A 16,215-nucleotide genomic window follows, 5' to 3' on the forward strand; every position below is an offset into this window, starting at 1 on the left:
CTGTTAGTTGCGAAGTGGGGTTTCAACCGCTTAACGTTCGGTGAGGACAATGGCGCCCGTTTCGTCGGTATGGGCATCAATATTGAATTGGGATGTCAGGGTGCTTAAAAAGGCATTCACATCATTAGCTTTGAAATAACCGCCGATGCGTTTATTTGCCAGTGCGGGTGATGCAATTATGAAGGTGCTGCCCGAATACCGACTGAGTTCAGTAACGACCTGTGCTAATTCTTCGCCGTTAAACTGTAGCATAGCTTGTTGCCAGGCAAGCTTTTGTCGTATCTCATTTGCAGATACGTTGGAGACCTGAAGATTGTTTTCAGCATTTAATTGTGCCAGTTGGCCTTGGTCTAAAAAGGCAATTGTGTTGCTGCTGGCTTGTTGAGTATTGGCAAGCTCAACACGGCCTTCGGTTACCATCACTTCAATGGCGCTATTTTTTTTAGCAAAAACTGTGAATGCGGTTCCTACTGCGCGAACCATTTTATTGTTTGCAGTAACTTCAAAGGGACGTTTTTTATCTTTAAATACTTCAAAAAAAGCTTCACCTTGAATTAAGGTTATTGCTCTCGTTTGGTTGTTGTAGTGCGCTTGGAGGCTACTGCCGGTATTTAATGTAACAATAGAGCCATCGGGTAATGTAATTGTCTTTTGTTCGCCTATTTCCGTTTGATAAATAATTGGCTCGGCAATAGGATTTTGGTGGCGGGCTGTTATTACAAATGTAATTACTAGCAGGCAAAATATTGCTGCTACGGGGCTTAGTATTTTAAGCGATATTGCTGTTTTAGGTTTGCTTGCATAGGTGGGGGTAACTTGCGTTATATTGCTGGCCGATAACTCGGGCAGCTGGTTAATGCTAATTTGCCAGCGTGCCAGGCGCTCAAACGCAATTTTGTGCTCCGGCTTGGCTTTAACCCAGTGCATAAATTCAGCATGTTCTTGAGGCGATAACGGGCTGTTGTCTATTTTAACAACCCAAAGGCTTGCTTGGTGCTCGATGGCTTTATGTGATGGCTGGCTCATAACATTTTGAAGGCTAGGTTAAAAGTAAAAAATTAAACTTCAGCGGCTAATGCTCGGGTGGAGGCTTTGCGCTGTTTTAAATAATCTAGCTTTTCAAGTTCGTTGGCGCAGCGGCGCAGACCTTTGGCGATGTGTTTTTCAACGGTGCTTTCAGTGATCTTCATTATTTTGGCAATTTCCTTTTGGCTGCATCCATGTACATGCTTAAGTAAAAAAGCTCGCTGACACTGCTCTGGCAACGTGTTGGCTGCTTGAATAAAAGCATTAAAACGATTTCGATTATAAACACTTTCTTCGGGGCTCGGCGCCGGGCTCTCTAGGGTGTCTAGTTCTGATTCCAGCTCGCTAAGTACATTACCTAGGTTGTTTTGGTGTTTTGTGCGCTCTTTGAGTGCGAGATTACGGGCAACGACAAAAAGGTAATCTTCGAGTGAGTGAATATCGCTACGCTTGCTGGCGCTTAACCCCCTGACAAACGCTTCTTGTAATAAATCATCGGTATCTTGGTTCGACAGCATAATCCGAGTGACAACTTTTCGTAGAGACGGTAAAGCCTTTAAAAAAACTTCAGCGAAGTGGGGCTTAGCTTGCGCGTGAGTTTTTGGGTTGCGTGCTGTGGCGCCGCTTTTGTTTGATGCTGCTGAGGCGTTGTTACGCTCGTGCTTTTTGTTATTTTTTGTTGTGTTCATGGCATGTAGTCGTTGTGGCGCTTAATACATCTTGGTGGATGATCATACTGTGCTTGCAAAATAAACAATACACGATGGGCAGGACGCAGGTCTCGCTTAGCTGATAGATTTCAAAGTGACGCCTAAGGTTGCGGGCTTTGTCACAAAATAAAGTGATAATTGTATTGCTTGTGGTGGATATGGTAACAGTTGTGCATTTTTTGTGGGAAGCTATAAGTGCGCATGTAATGCGGTGAGATTCATCAGAAGGGGGCTTTCTGATGTGATGTGAATTGATTTTGTGCTGGCGGAGGTGTTTTAGAATGCAACCGGTGCAAAGCTCTGATCTGTTGGTAGTTCTGTTCGATGTGGTACTTAATGGCTTTGGCAATAGCGTTTGAAATCAGTCATCAGCAAGTGATGTTAGTAACAATGTGTTGAAGGTTGGGCGGGAGCCTGCCGTTATATGTTCATTTCCCCTTTGGCTAAGCTCCAGCAGCGAGCTTGGCTTTCCTTGTTGACTCGGTGATTCCTATACCTAAGATGTACCTTCGTGCGCCTTTCGAGGTTTTTTTCGCGCCTTATGGCATATTGAGCTACATAGCGGCCCGTTATTCTCCTATAGTTATATCGACTAGAGTTCGCCGAATTGCGACTTTTTGATAGAGCAGCATTTGTTGCCTTTATATGGTACAAAGCGCTTTTGTGATGATAACTACAGACCCATAAGGTAGACGAGCCGCTATGTTCAGTAGCCGGGAAGACAGCCAAAGTGCCGTATTATTTTTTGCGCCTGAAGGCGTAGTAAAAGAATTGCTGTATTCGGAATTTGAAGCGTTATTAGAAGGTTTTACGCCAGAAATAGAGTGGGCAGGGCGCGATGCCAAGGCTGTTTATCTGGAGCTGAGCCCAGATTTAAAGCCTAAGTCTGCGGTATTTTTTAAGCTGTCTTTTGATGATGAGGGCTGGGTAGAAGCTAGCTGGAACGTTCCTTTAGTCAACTTAGCCAGAACCGCTCAGCCAGGGCCCAACTTAGGCGCAGGCGCAATGCGAACGGCTACAGCCAAACAATGCCCCGATGCCCGCTACACCGAGATGCTATGGGCGCCGGATTTAGGGGCAGGCAGTAAAATATTGGAGTGGATCCAAGGGGCAATTGCCGTTAATCGGCTGGGTTTAAGTCGACAAGCTGTTGCTGAAGATCCAGCCCAGGAGGCACAAGCTGGCGTAGGGCAGGCCAGTGGTATTTCTGCCGGCGTTGAGGCGCAACTTGCGCAGCTTTTACAAAACCAAATGTTAGGCGCTAATGGTATGGCGCAAACGATGGCGCAGCTTGAGCAAACCAAAACTGAATACGAACAAAAATTAGCGACGCTGCAGGTGCAGCTAGCCGATCAGGTGCGCCAGTTTGATAGCGCTAAAGAGCAACTAGCCACCCTAGAGCAATCGGTTGCCGGAAAAGAAAAAAAACTGGCTGAGGTGCGTGAGTATTACGAATTAAAACTGGAAAAGACCAAAGGTTGTGAATCGGATTATATTCGGGCTTTACGTGAGCATTATGAAACCGAAGCCAGCGAGCAGGTTGCCAATGCAGAAAGTGAATATAAAGAGCTGTTGAATTGGCGCGAAGTGGAATTGATGTATCGAGCCGAGCGCGAATCGCAATTGCATGAAGAAATTACCAAACTACGACTTCGCATTGCTGAGCTGGAACAAACTTCTGGTAACGATGTTCTGCATAAGCTAAGTGATAAAGGCATTACCTTTATGACATATCAAGTTGGGCTTGGGCATATCGCCATTCCTGCCGACGATATTGCACTTTATTTGGCTAACCCCATTGGTTTTGTGGCCGCGTTTTGCAATGTTACCCAAGCTGTTTATCTCGATTGGTTAGCGCATTTTCACGCGCCTGTATGCCGGGCGCAAGACAGCAATGGCGAGTATTGTGGCGTTGACGTGATGCGCATAGACAGCCCAGAGCAGTATTTGCCCGGCGCATCCGATTGCTGCGATAAACACCGTAGCAGCGCGTAGTGATGATAAAGCCTAGCTATAAAACTACTAAAGACGTTCCCAAGCGTTTGTTAAATGCACTTTGGTGGCGCCAATCGATAGCGGATATTGCACAACTTGCACCTATTGAGCCGGTTACTCACAGAGAGTTTTCGGCACAAGGTATTGTTGTTGATATTAAGCGCGAAGATTTGTTATGCCCATACCTCGGTGGTAACAAGCTGTATAAATTACACTTTCATTTACAGCGTGCGTTAGCTTTGCGGGCGCATACTATCGCGACCTTTGGCGGCGCTTACTCGAATCATATCTATGCTTTAGCACGGGTGGGGTTTGAGTTGGGGATTAACACTGTCGGTATTATACGAGGGGAGCGCCCGGCGATCTTAAGCCCAACACTCGGCGATGCCGAAGCTATGGGTATGCGACTTAAATTTGTGTCGCGCTCGGATTACAGGCATAAACATTTAATCGCGCTTAAGGCCCAGTGGGATTTAAATCTTCCCGGTGTTTATATTGTTCCTGAAGGCGGAGGCGATTTGCGCGGGGCGCTCGGCATGGCCGAATACTGGCGTTGTGTGCAGCGCGAAAACCCCGATTATGACGCTGTGGTTATTGCCGCAGGTACCGGCGCCAGCTTGGCAGGGATTATGGCAGCGAGCAAAACGCCGGTTTCGGTGCATGGCTTATTAATGCTGAAAGGCAGCGCAAAGCTCAATCAGCAATATTGCCGCCGCGCCTTAGCGATGGCGCATGTGCTACGCCGAAGGTTAGCGCCAGAAGTACAGTTGAATGAGTACCGTAAAGAACCCCCGATAGGCTGGCAATTGCATACGCATTTGCATCAAGGGGGGTACGGCCCTGCAAAAGGCGAGTATGCCGATGCGATTTCCCAGTTGAGTGTTACTACGGGGATACCTTTAGACCCAGTGTATACCGGGAAAATGCTTAGTGGTGTGGTTGCGCTGGCGCAGCAGGGCGCTTGGGCTGCGGGGCAGCGGGTGCTGTTAATACATACCGGTGGCCTACAGGGCCGGCGCAGTCTGTCAACTCATAAGGTGATTGCGCATGTCTAATTCGGTGCTGGGTACTTTGGCTAAAGATGCAGCGCAGCAACATTTGGTACCCTTGAAAGCGATGCTGCCTGAATACCGTGCTGATGTGTTGGCTAGTGCCCAAGTGCAGCAGGTATATGCCGGCCAGCGCTTATTTGAGCAAGATATTTTTGATGGAAAACATGTTTACCTTTTACGCGGCGGCGTCGAACTACAATTTAGCTCAGGCTTGATGCTAAAGGTTTTGCATTCGGACTTTGCCGCACAGTACCCGCTGGCTAACGTTCAGCCCAGAGCGTGTCGTGGGCTTGCAGCCAGTGATTGTGTAGTTTTACGAATTGATTCTGATGCCTTGGATCAAGCACTAGCGTGTAGCCAAGTTTTACAGTACGCCGAGCACGATTTAGAGCAGCGCTTTGCGCAATCGCCGTTACCCGATTGGATGCGAACAGTATTGCACTCGGCACTTTTTAGGCAAGTGCCGGCGGTGAATGTAGAGCAAATTTTGCGGGCAATGACCGAGGTTAAAGTGCGAGCAGGCGATAATATTGTTGTACAAGGTGACGCCGGCGACAGTTGTTACTTTATTCGCCAAGGGCGTGCGGCTATTAGCCGAGCAACAGCTGGCCAGGTTAACTTTGCAGCGAATATTGCGCCGGGCGACTGTTTTGCTGAAGAGGTACTGCTAAACGATTGTGTTCACAGTGCTAGCGTTACTATGCTGGAAGATGGCATTGTCTTGCGTTTAGGGCGCGAGGCCTTTCGGCAGTTACAGGAGTATCCGTCTATTAATCAGTGGGATTATCCGAAGTTTGTTCGTGCGCAAGCTGAGTCTGATTTTGGTGAAACAACTTGCCTTATTGATGTAAGAACTCGTGAAGAGTACCTGCAAGGTCATATTCCAACAGCGGTATCATTACCCCTGTCGCAATTGCATCAGGTGGTAACGTATTTTGATGTAGCTAAGCGGTATCTTTTTTGTTGCGATACAGGGAGGCGCTCGCAAGCGGCTACGCATTTGTTAGCGTCTGGGTTTCAGGTAGCTATGCTTGCTGGCGGCATTAATGATGAAGCTTGGCGCCCGATTATTAGCACATCGCAGGCCCGCTGTTTTATTGATGGGCGTGTACAATTTATAGATAACACTATCGCGCCTTAGCCGTTTTTCCGTATTGACACCAAAATCCTCTATAATCACTGCTTATTAACTTAAGGCGAGCTCTTGTTATTTGCGTTTACGCCGGCGAAGCGGCGCTTTGAGTTTCAGTATCCTTTACAAAGGCAAAACCCAAATGAGCGAGTTTTCTTGCGTTGGCCTGATTGGTCGTCTAGGCAGCGAAGCTGTTGCCTATTCATTAAAACGTTTAGTGGCATTTTTGAATGAGCGCAACGTTAAAATTCTTCTCGATAATGAAACCGGTGCGGTTGTTCCCGACGCCAGCGTTACTCGCGTCCGTCGAGAGCAGCTTCCCAGTTTATGCGATCTTGTCATTGTGGTTGGTGGCGATGGCAGTTTGCTGGGCAGTGCTCGATTAATGGCTGGCACTGGTGTGCCATTGTTAGGGATTAACCGCGGCCGGTTAGGCTTTTTGACGGATATATCACCAGAAGATATTGAGCTAAAAGTTGGCGAAGTGCTTGATGGCAGCTACGAGCGCGAGCAGCGTTTTTTGTTGCAAGCAACAGTGAGCCGTAACCAGCAAGTCATTGGCCAGTCGCTAGCGTTAAATGATGTAGTGTTACACCCTGGTCAATTTATTCGCATGATTGACTTCGAGCTTTATATTGACGAGACGTTTGTGTATCGGCAAAGCTCTGATGGCTTGATTATTTCCACGCCAACCGGCTCTACGGCCTATGCTTTAAGTGGTGGCGGGCCAATTATGCACCCCTCGCTTGATGCACTTGTTTTGGTGCCGATGAACCCGCATACCTTAAGTAGTCGCCCGATTGTTGTATCTGGCGGTAGTGATATTCGATTAGTGGTAGGTGAGCAGCGTGATGTTCACCCTCATGTAACCTGTGATGGACAGGTACATATTGTGACGCAAACGGGTGATGAGGTCGCAATTACAAAAAGCCCTGATTGCATTGATTTGATTCATCCAAAGGGGCATCGCTTTTATCAGGTTTGTCGCTCTAAGCTTGGCTGGGCGGCGCGCCAAGCCTCAGAAGGTTCGGCATTCAACGATTTTGAAGAGTAGGTGGTAATGGGTGAGTGAACAAAGCAGTACTACACCGAACAGACAACGAACAGAGCACGATGATCATTCGCGGTACGACATTATTGGTGATGTACACGGTTGTGCGAATACATTAGTTAAATTACTTCTGCAAATGGGGTACGCAAAAGACGACCAAGGTTATTATCACCCTAGTCGCAAAACGCTATTTGTCGGCGATATTGTTGATCGTGGCCCAAGGGTTAGAGAGGCGCTGCATATTGTTCGTGACATGTGTGAATCGGGCCAAGCCGAATGCGTTTTAGGGAATCACGAATTTTATGCAATAGCCTACTTTACGCTATTGAATGATGGTGGCAATTTGCGTTATTTGCGCCCCCATACAGCGCATCACGACCGCTTAATTGCAGAAACCCTTGAGCAGTTTGAAGACCATGCACAAGATTGGGAGTCCATGTTAACGTGGTTTAGGACCTTGCCGCTTTTTATTGAAAAACCTAAAGTAAGGGTTGTGCACGCGTGCTGGGATGCGCCTTTAATAGCTGAGTTTCACGATCAAAACCACACCGCGGTCGTTGACGATGCTTTTATTCGCGCCTCTGAAAATCCAAAAAGTTTCGAAGCTGCAGTGCTGGGGCGCTTAACGCGAGGCACTTCTATGCATCTGCCTCCAGGTGTTGTAATCGTTGGGCGCGATGGTGTAGAGCGCAGTTTATTTCGTACCCGCTTTTGGTCGCAAAACCCCAAAACTTACGCCGATGTTGTTTTTCAGCCCGACCCTTTACCTGAGTACCTCGTTAATACGCCGCTTAGCGATGCCGAAAGGGCGCGCTTAGTTCATTATAATGCGCATGAAAAGCCTGTTTTTATTGGTCACTATTGGTTGCAAGGCACGCCAAAAACATTGCGTTCTAATGTGGCCTGTTTAGACTACAGTGCCGTAAAGTACGGAAAACTAGTCGCATATCGCTTTGATGGGGAGCAGCAGCTTGATGACAGGAAATTTTGTTGGGTTTCAGTGGATAAGGCCGAGTCGACACACTAAAGCCACGTGGTTTTGCTTAATCCATAGCTCTATGCGAAAGGTGTGCTGATGTCGGCAAATTGTGTTGCGCGCTTTCCGCTAGATTTAGACTTGTCGCGCTTAAGTCAAGCTTTCCATCAGCAAGGCATTGCTCACCGCTTTACCGAAGAGCAAGGGCAGCAGTGGTTATGGTTGGCTGATGCCGGTCAATTAAATCATGCTAAAGCACTCGTCGATGACTTTGTTGCAGGCCAGCTGGAGGTTGCTGAGGAGGAGCAAGCTGCCCCTTCGTTTAATTTACTGCTTTGGTTAATGCGGTCACCCGTAACATGGCTGTTAATCGCATTGGGCGGCTTAGGCTATGCGGCAGTGGTCGGGCCTATTGCCGCATTTTATGAAAGCATGACTTATACGCCGATTAAAATCTTTGGCAGTAAAGCCCTAATCGAAAAGTGGCAATGGGCGGAGCCTTGGCGAATATTCACGCCGGTTTTTTTGCACTTCTCTATTGCTCACATCGTATTTAATGCCGCGGCAATGTTGCAAATTGGCAGTTGGATCGAGCGTTTATGGGGTATACGTTATTACGCTTGGTTGTGTTTTATTTCTGGCGTGGCAGGCAATGTTTTGCAATATAGCTGGTCACAATCGCCTATGTTTGGCGGCTTATCGGGTATTGTCTTTGGCTTGTTTACCTTTAATGGCGTGACACAGGTTCTGCAGCCTGCAAAGGCATTTGCCTTACCTAAAGGCATGTACATCATGCTGGCAGTATGGCTATTTGCCGGATTTACCCCGTTTTTTGAACAGTTTTTTGGAGTGCAAATGGGTAATGGGGCACATTTAGGCGGTGCGGTGGCCGGTGCGGTGCTAGCACTCATCGCCAATAAAGATGCATTGAAAAAACGCTATTTGTAACTTAGCCACACACGTAAAGACTTATTTTTAGCCAAAACAAGATGGCAGATAAATGACGACTAATAATACGCTTGAAATTAATAATATTTTATCGGCGATGACGCCTGAGATACATACTCGCTTCCAAAATGCGATAGCAATTGGCCGCTGGCCTAATGGTGACAAACTGACCGACGAGCAAAAAGCGACCTGCATCAAGGCGGTGATTGTTTATGAAAATCACTGCAAAGCACCAAGTGAAAGGACCGGGTTTGTTCCACCTAAAACAAGCCCGTGCGCTGATGAAAGCCACATCCACACGGAAGAAAAGCCATTAAATTGGGCGCAAGATTAAGTTTGCTCGATTTGTAACGTTTAATTCTAATACTCTTATTTCTGTAAGGCATTCCATGACTGCAAATACTGCTGTAAATCAGACTGACAAAAACTCGCCAACGACTATTTACCTAAAAGACTATTTGCCGCCAGCATTTCTTATTGAAAAAACACATCTGACTTTTCAGTTGGATCCAGAAAAAACAACGGTGACGTCGGTTTTGCAGTGTGTTGCAAACCCCAAGGCGGCGCCTAGCCAGAGTTTGACGTTACACGGCCAAGATCTAAAGCTAGTTCGCTTGCAACTCAATAATAAGGCATTAACTGCTGCGGATTACTGTGTTGAAGAAGAAAGTCTAACGATACATGCCGTACCAGACGCATTCACCTTAACTTGTGTGACGGAAATATCGCCAGCGACAAACTCTTCGCTGGAAGGGCTTTATAAGTCGCGCACTATGTATTGCACGCAATGTGAAGCCGAAGGTTTTAGGAAGATTACTTACTACCTTGACCGGCCTGACGTGCTCAGTGAATTTACGACAACAGTAATCGGCGATAAGCAGCAATTCCCTGTATTACTTTCTAACGGTAACTTGGTTGCCAGTGAACAGCTGGAAAATGGTTTTCATAGTGCCACATGGCATGATCCGTTTAAAAAGCCGGCCTATTTATTTGCCTTAGTTGCGGGCGATTTACAGGTGGTTGAGGATAATTTTATTACCTGCTCTGGACGTAACGTTGTACTTAAAATATTTGTCGAGCCTAAAGATCTCGATAAATGTGAGCACGCTATGGCGTCTTTAAAAAACGCAATGAAATGGGATGAAGAAGTCTATGGTCGCGAATACGATCTGGATATTTTTATGATTGTGGCTGTTGACGATTTCAATATGGGGGCGATGGAAAATAAGGGATTGAATATTTTTAACACCTCTTGTGTGTTGGCAAACCCTAAAACGACAACTGATGCCGGCTTTGCGCGGGTAGAAGGAGTGGTGGCGCACGAATATTTCCACAACTGGTCCGGCAATCGTGTGACTTGCCGAGACTGGTTTCAGCTAAGTCTTAAAGAAGGCTTTACGGTATTTAGGGACGAAGAGTTTTCGTCTGATATGGGCTCGCGAACGGTCAAGCGTGTTGAAGATGTGAATGTCATGCGAACACTGCAGTTTGCTGAAGATGGTGGCCCGATGGCGCATCCTGTGCAACCGGCTTCGTTTATGGAGATTTCTAACTTCTATACGTTGACCATTTATGAAAAAGGCGCAGAAGTTGTGCGTATGTATCACACGTTGCTAGGGCCTGAATTGTTTAGGCAGGGTAGTGATTTATATTTCGAACGTCACGATGGTGAGGCGGCGACAATTGAAGATTTTACCGCTGCAATGGCAGAGGTGTCGGGGCGTGATTTTAGCCAGTTTAAATATTGGTACAGCCAAGCAGGCACACCGGTGGTAAAAGCTGAAGGTGATTATTGTGCCCAAGCGAAAACTTTTTCTTTAACTTTCGAGCAGTATTGCCCAGATACACCGGAAGCGAAAGGCAGCGATAAAAAGCCTTACCATATTCCCGTGAATGTTTCGCTTTTAGGTAAAGCGGGATTGCTACCGTTGACCCTGGATAGCCAAGCTCAGCCCCAGACTGAGGTGGTTCTAGAGTTAACCGAGGCACAGCAAACGTTTGTATTTAACGATGTACAGGAAGAGCCTGTACCATCGTTATTTCGTGGGTTTTCTGCGCCAGTTAAGTCTGCTTACCCTTATAAAAAGGCGGACTTGTTACGAATAACTACGCAAGATAGCGATGGCTTTGCCCGTTTTGATGCCATGCAACAATTGGCTGTAGTGGCGATTTTTGATGTGATGGCCGCTTTGCGTAAACAAGAAGAGTGGCAATTAGAGCCGCTTTTGTTAAATGCTGTAAAAGAGTTGCTGACTAATGAGGCGCTAGACCCTGCCATGGTTGCGCTGATGTGTACGCTGCCTTCGCAGGCGTACATGAGTGGCTTAGCGACCCCGATTGAAGTGGAGCTTATTCATCAGGCGCGTAATGCGGTTAAAGCGGCTATTGCTGAGCAATGTTTTGATTTGTGGTTAGCGGTGTATAACCGTTGCTTGTCGACAAAAGCTTATGCATTCAATGCTAATGATGTGGCACTGCGTAGCCTTAAAAAAGTAGCGCTTGAGTATTTAATGGTCAAGCCAACCGAAGAGGTTTTGGCGCTGTGTGTGAAGCAGTTTAATAATGCCGATAATATGACTGATGAATCGGCGGCAATGAGCGCTCTGGTCGATTGCACAGCACCGTTAGCGGCTAAGGAAAGGGTAGATGCGTTAGCGCAATTTTACGAGCGCTGGAAGGACGAAGCGTTAGTGGTTAATTTGTGGCTGTCTGTGCAGGCTGCAGATAGCACCCCTGGCGCCTTAAAGCGCGTAGAGGCTTTGCTGAAGCACCCCGCCTACGATAGTGCAAACCCAAATAAGATTCGTAGTGTTGTGAGTGTATTTTGCAATCAAAATGCTGTGAACTTCCATGCTATTGATGGGTCAGGGTATGTGTTTTTAGCGGACCAGATTTTGGTGTTGAATAAGCAAAACCCGCAAATAGCCTCGCGCTTGCTGGGGCCTCTAACTAAATGGCAGAAGTATGATGTTAATCGGCAAGGGTTAATGCGTGAGCAGTTGTTGCGTATTCAGAGCGAGCCTGCGCTGTCTAAAGATGTGTACGAAGTTGTTGCAAAAAGCTTGTAGCCTTAATGTGTTTAAAGTGAGCTGTAAAATACAGACAGGATAAAACCCACATGATCAAAAATTCCACAACCCGCTTCGGGTTATTGAGTAGAAGCATACACTGGTTAAGCGCTTTACTGGTGCTTAGCCTTTTTGCTGTGGGTTTATGGATGCAAGGCTTAGATTACTATCATGATTGGTATCGCACGGCGCCAGATTTACACCGTAGTTTTGGCATAGTGCTAATGCTGCTGACTGTGGCTCGCTTGGTGTGGTATCGCTTTTCACCTAAGCCTAAACCATTAAGCGGGCATTCACGTATAGAGCGTATTGTGTCCGTTGCGGTGCATCACAGCTTGATGTTACTGCTTTTTGTTATGTTTATATCCGGTTATTTAATTACTACCGCGAAAGGCGACCCGCTTTATTTCTTCAATCTTTTTGGCATTCCCTCTACGGTTAATGGCATTGCAAACTTAGAAGATATTGCCGGTGATATTCATAAGTATGTGGCTTTTTTCATCATTGGGTTTGTCGTACTGCATGTTGCTGGTGCTTTAAAGCATCATTTTATTGATAAAGACCTCACTCTTAAGCGTATGCTCGGGTTAGATAAAAACGCTTAGGCTCATTAAATTTATAGATCTACCCTTTAACTCTAGGCGAAAAGGAGCCTTATTATGTTGCAACCAATGCTAGACACTGTGTCCAACCGATCTAAAAAATGGCTTGCAGCCTGTGCTTTAAGTACTGCAGGCGTAATGGCAACTCCGGCGGTAAGTGCGGATGATTATGTGATTGATACTCGTGGTGCTCATGCATTTATTCAGTTTCGCATTAAGCATCTGGGCTACAGCTGGTTGTACGGCCGTTTTAATGAGTTTGAGGGCGGCTTTACCTATGACGAGAAAGACCCCAGCAAGAATAAAATCTCTGTAGATATTGATGTAAACAGCATCGATAGCATGCATGCAGAAAGGGATAAGCATTTACGTGGTAAGAAGTTCTTGGACACGGATGCCTTTCCAAAAGCAAAATTTGTCAGTACCGAATATGTCCCAACTGGCGATAAAACCGCTGATTTAAAAGGTAACTTTACTTTACATGGCGTAACTAAGCCGATCACAATTCAAATTGAGCATATTGGCGGCGGCAAAGACCCATGGGGTGGCTACCGTAATGGATTTGAAGGCAAGTTGACAATTAAACCTGCAGATTACGGCTTAGAATTGACTAAATCTTTGGGGCCTTCAGCTTCTGAAGTTGAGTTGTTTTTAAGCGTTGAAGGCGTGCGTAAAAAATAGCCTCAAGGCAACTGCAGCGGCTAGTGTTTGCTAGCCGCTTTATTATTTCCCTCCCATTGATTATCTATAACAACGTTATTTCCCTTCTGTGTTTGGCTCAAAAAACAAACACTATTTGGCTATATCAAAGTCAATCCACAAATAACTTCAATGAAACGATTAAGAAGGTGTGGATAACTGCTTCAAGGCCAGTGACCATAAGGGTTGTAGCGGCTGGTTGTTTTTTGTTCGCAAAAGCCCTTAGTGTTTTTGAGCTTGCCGTATAGTGCCCATCGCGGTTGTTTTAGTGGCGCAATGGGTATTTTCTAAGCGCTAAGTTTGCTGCTTTTTTAAGTGTTTTTTCACTTCTCGCCATAGATTGTTGTAGGCATTGTAGGCTCTACCTTTAGTGCTATAGGCCATCAATGGCATTCTGTTCTCGCTCATTTTCTCGGCGTTGGAGTCGTACGGAATGTACGTCTTTAGCATGGGGATGGGCATTGTTTTAGGGTTTGCGATGGTATCTTTGTGGATTGCACGGCGCATATCCACTTGATTGAAAAAGCCGGTCAGTTGTTTGGGTTGGTATTTCTTGCCGTCAAAAAAGGCCACAACTTGCTCGATAGCTCTTATCGACATAGGGCTTGGGATAATGGGTACCAAGACAATATCGGCCGATGCAACAATATATTCAACGCTGGGCGATAAACTTGGCGGACAATCGTGAAAAAGGTAGCGCGTGTTCTCACTCAGTGGGGTAACGAGGCTACTCATTAAACGACGAGGGTTCTTAAAAAGATTGAGTTCGGTATCGGCTTTACGCAGGCTGATGTCTGCAGGGATTAGGCTTAAGCGCGGGTAGGGTGTGCGCATTTCAAGCTCGCCAACAGGTACGCCTTTATTTAACAACTTTATCGATTTGCTGTGGTGTTTGGTGTGCTCTGGGTTTAGATACCAAGTTGATGCCGCTTGTGGGTCCCAATCCCATAAAATGGTGCTGTGCTTTGCATGACTTGCTAGGTAGGCCAAATTAACAATAGTTGTGGTTTTGCCAACACCACCTTTTAAGTTGTATACCGCAATTGATTCCATAAATACCTCGAAAATCAGACTATCAAGCTTGCGTTACTCGATAGGTATACGAATTAAGTTTGTAGCTGCCCACACGATTTTAAGATGTAGTTCATCGAAGGTGACTGATTATAAGCTAGGCTGCTGAGTGGTGTCCAAAGCCGCTGTAAGTCAATGCTATACAGGTTTTGCATCGGCGCAGGGAAGTTGCTGATTAGACTAACGCAAGGAACAGAGATCTAGTAGCCGAATGCCGAGGAGCAAAAACCTGAAAGCCGCTATCGCGGAAAAAGTGCATCGTTAGAGATGCCCGTAATGTTACATCATGTATAAAACCCCAATAACGCCTAACCAGCACCACAATGTGCGCGATAAAAGTTGCTGTAATGCTTCAAGCTCTCGCCGTGTTACTTCAGGCGTTTGCGCTAAGGTTTCGTCAACGGCAAGTGCACCTAGCATGTTGTCTAATAATACGGATTGGCTGCTGCGGGTTTGACAAAAGACACTTTTTTTCCAAGCGTTAATGCAGCCGCCGAAGTTGCCTGTAACGGCATAGGTTAAGCCTAGAATGCGAATAGCGGGCCATTCAATAACCCATAGCCAACGTGCTACGGGCTGGCTCGGAAGCCTTTGCAGCCAAAGCTGCGTTAATCGGTAAGCGAATGCGCCAGCGGGGCCCAATACAACAAACCAAAACACGACGGCAAAAAAGCGCTCAAAGCCCAAATAGCTGGCTTGCGATAAAAAGCGAGTGTTTAATGCTTGCCAGTCGTTGTTCTCTAAGGTGGATGTGTCGCAGTGAAGCTTTTGAGCGGCATCGCTAGCCCTTGCCCAATCTTGTTTGGCCTCGGCCACAATAAATTGCGTGATGTGCTGGGTAAATTCACCACGTCCAAAGCTATAAAGTAATACGGCTGCAGCAAATATAAGGTGAAGTAATTTACTTTCTTGGTGTAATACTATGTCGATAGCTGCAGTGGTGGCGACGGGTATTATTAAACCTACTGCAAATACAGCAGTGGGGTTGGTTATTGATATCTTAGTTAAATGACGAAGCAGTTGCTGTTGGTAACTCGCAAGCCAATTGTCATGGTGGAGCGGGTTGCTAGGTTCCCAAAATTGTTTTAGGAAAACGGCGAGTAAAAGGCTTATGAGAAGCACAGAGAGTTCCTTTATGCACGTGTTATTCAGCGCATTACTATAGCAGTTGTTGCTATTGCTTACGTAGCAGCGGGAATACTATTAATGTTTTATGACAATTTAATGGTCAAGATCCTGCAAGCGCGACCAATCAAAAAAAGGTCCTGGGTCTGTTTTGCGCGTCGGCGCAATGACGTTGTGACCTGTGATGCGCTCGGCCGTTATTCTCGGGTAGTAGTGCTGGAGCTTGCGTATGGTGCTGATTAATTGCTGGTACTGTGCTTCCGTGTAGGGGGTGGTGTCCGAGCCCTCTAATTCAATGCCAATGCTGTAGTCGTTACACTCTGGTTGTCCCTGAAAACTTGAGCGGCCCGCATGCCATGCTCGGTGGTTAAAATTGACAAATTGAATAATTTCGCCGGTACGCTTTATGAGCGCATGGGCCGATACCTGCAGGTCTTTGATGCTTTCAAAGTAGGGGTGCAGGGTGCAATCGAGGGTATTGCAAAAAAAATGCTCGATGTAGCTATTGTCGAATTGGTCGGGCGGTAAGCTTATGTTGTGAATCACCAACAAGCTGATATCAGTGCCCTCTGGGCGGTGATTAAAGTTTGGGCTGGGGCAGTGCTTAGTATTTGTTAGCCAGCCACCTAGGATCGTGCCGTTTGAGGAGATGTTTGTCATAGCGGATCATTCTGGTATTACTGTAAATATTGTAGTTTTTAGCTTATGACTGGTGCTCAAGCGTGTCTAGTTTTATCTGTTAATTTCAGAGTGATCAATC

General features: G+C 46.4%; 15 protein-coding genes. 10 read left to right on the forward strand and 5 right to left on the reverse strand.

Translation table 11 applies throughout. The features are described 5' to 3' along the window. Positions 1 to 30: 30 nt before the first annotated feature. Together MARGE09_RS13760 and MARGE09_RS13765 are read right to left on the reverse strand one after the other, a co-directional pair. A complete protein-coding gene (locus MARGE09_RS13760; RefSeq protein WP_236982765.1) occupies positions 31 to 1,026 on the reverse strand; it encodes a FecR family protein in 996 nt (331 codons plus the stop codon). A 32-nt stretch (positions 1,027 to 1,058) separates the two neighbouring features. Then, on the reverse strand, positions 1,059 to 1,715 hold the full coding sequence (locus MARGE09_RS13765; protein WP_236982767.1) for an RNA polymerase sigma factor: 657 nt from the start codon (positions 1,713 to 1,715) through the stop codon (positions 1,059 to 1,061). Positions 1,716 to 2,438: 723 nt separating this feature from the next. On the opposite strand from MARGE09_RS13765, the gene MARGE09_RS13770 reads away from it, so the two are divergent. The 10 genes from MARGE09_RS13770 to MARGE09_RS13815 all read left to right on the forward strand — a co-directional run bounded on the left by MARGE09_RS13770 (position 2,439) and on the right by MARGE09_RS13815 (position 13,241). Then, entirely contained in the window at positions 2,439 to 3,731 is a 1,293-nt protein-coding gene (locus MARGE09_RS13770; RefSeq protein ID WP_236982769.1) for a hypothetical protein, read from the forward strand. A gap of 2 nt (positions 3,732 to 3,733) precedes the next feature. Next, on the forward strand, positions 3,734 to 4,786 hold the full coding sequence (locus tag MARGE09_RS13775) for a 1-aminocyclopropane-1-carboxylate deaminase/D-cysteine desulfhydrase (protein ID WP_236987372.1): 1,053 nt from the start codon (positions 3,734 to 3,736) through the stop codon (positions 4,784 to 4,786). Continuing rightward, positions 4,779 to 5,924, forward strand: a complete 1,146-nt coding sequence (locus MARGE09_RS13780) for a cyclic nucleotide-binding domain-containing protein (protein WP_236982771.1) — start codon at positions 4,779 to 4,781, stop codon at positions 5,922 to 5,924. Before MARGE09_RS13775 ends, MARGE09_RS13780 begins: the two co-directional genes overlap by 8 nt. Before the next feature lie 133 nt (positions 5,925 to 6,057). Beyond that, on the forward strand, positions 6,058 to 6,969 hold the full coding sequence (locus tag MARGE09_RS13785) for an NAD(+) kinase (RefSeq protein ID WP_236982773.1): 912 nt from the start codon (positions 6,058 to 6,060) through the stop codon (positions 6,967 to 6,969). A 10-nt stretch (positions 6,970 to 6,979) separates the two neighbouring features. Beyond that, positions 6,980 to 7,993 carry a metallophosphoesterase gene (locus MARGE09_RS13790; RefSeq protein ID WP_236982775.1) on the forward strand — a complete coding sequence of 338 codons (1,014 nt, stop codon included), beginning with the start codon at positions 6,980 to 6,982 and terminating at the stop codon, positions 7,991 to 7,993. A gap of 48 nt (positions 7,994 to 8,041) precedes the next feature. After that, complete coding sequence (locus MARGE09_RS13795; RefSeq protein ID WP_236982785.1) at positions 8,042 to 8,890, forward strand: rhomboid family intramembrane serine protease; 849 nt, start codon at positions 8,042 to 8,044, stop codon at positions 8,888 to 8,890. 52 nt (positions 8,891 to 8,942) lie between these two features. Further along, positions 8,943 to 9,224, forward strand: coding sequence for a DUF1315 family protein (locus MARGE09_RS13800; protein ID WP_236982788.1), 282 nt, complete (start codon positions 8,943 to 8,945; stop codon positions 9,222 to 9,224). Between the two features lie 55 nt (positions 9,225 to 9,279). Next, entirely contained in the window at positions 9,280 to 11,958 is a 2,679-nt protein-coding gene (gene pepN, locus MARGE09_RS13805; protein ID WP_236982790.1) for an aminopeptidase N, read from the forward strand. Positions 11,959 to 12,008: 50 nt separating this feature from the next. Further along, complete coding sequence (locus MARGE09_RS13810; protein ID WP_236982791.1) at positions 12,009 to 12,563, forward strand: cytochrome b; 555 nt, start codon at positions 12,009 to 12,011, stop codon at positions 12,561 to 12,563. Between the two features lie 54 nt (positions 12,564 to 12,617). Beyond that, positions 12,618 to 13,241 carry a YceI family protein gene (locus MARGE09_RS13815; protein WP_255711645.1) on the forward strand — a complete coding sequence of 208 codons (624 nt, stop codon included), beginning with the start codon at positions 12,618 to 12,620 and terminating at the stop codon, positions 13,239 to 13,241. A gap of 312 nt (positions 13,242 to 13,553) precedes the next feature. On the opposite strand, the gene MARGE09_RS13820 is transcribed toward MARGE09_RS13815, so the two are convergent. From MARGE09_RS13820 to ampD, 3 genes are all read right to left on the reverse strand, one after another. Further along, positions 13,554 to 14,312, reverse strand: a complete 759-nt coding sequence (locus MARGE09_RS13820; protein ID WP_236982792.1) for a ParA family protein — start codon at positions 14,310 to 14,312, stop codon at positions 13,554 to 13,556. Positions 14,313 to 14,609: 297 nt separating this feature from the next. After that, positions 14,610 to 15,452, reverse strand: a complete 843-nt coding sequence (ampE, locus tag MARGE09_RS13825; RefSeq protein WP_236982793.1) for a regulatory signaling modulator protein AmpE — start codon at positions 15,450 to 15,452, stop codon at positions 14,610 to 14,612. Between the two features lie 99 nt (positions 15,453 to 15,551). Next, positions 15,552 to 16,115, reverse strand: a complete 564-nt coding sequence (gene ampD / locus MARGE09_RS13830) for a 1,6-anhydro-N-acetylmuramyl-L-alanine amidase AmpD (RefSeq protein ID WP_236982794.1) — start codon at positions 16,113 to 16,115, stop codon at positions 15,552 to 15,554. Positions 16,116 to 16,215 lie beyond the last annotated feature (100 nt).

Origin of the sequence: Marinagarivorans cellulosilyticus, assembly GCF_021655555.1 — a bacterium.
In the GTDB taxonomy this organism is placed as follows: Bacteria; Pseudomonadota; Gammaproteobacteria; order Pseudomonadales; family Cellvibrionaceae; genus Marinagarivorans; species Marinagarivorans cellulosilyticus.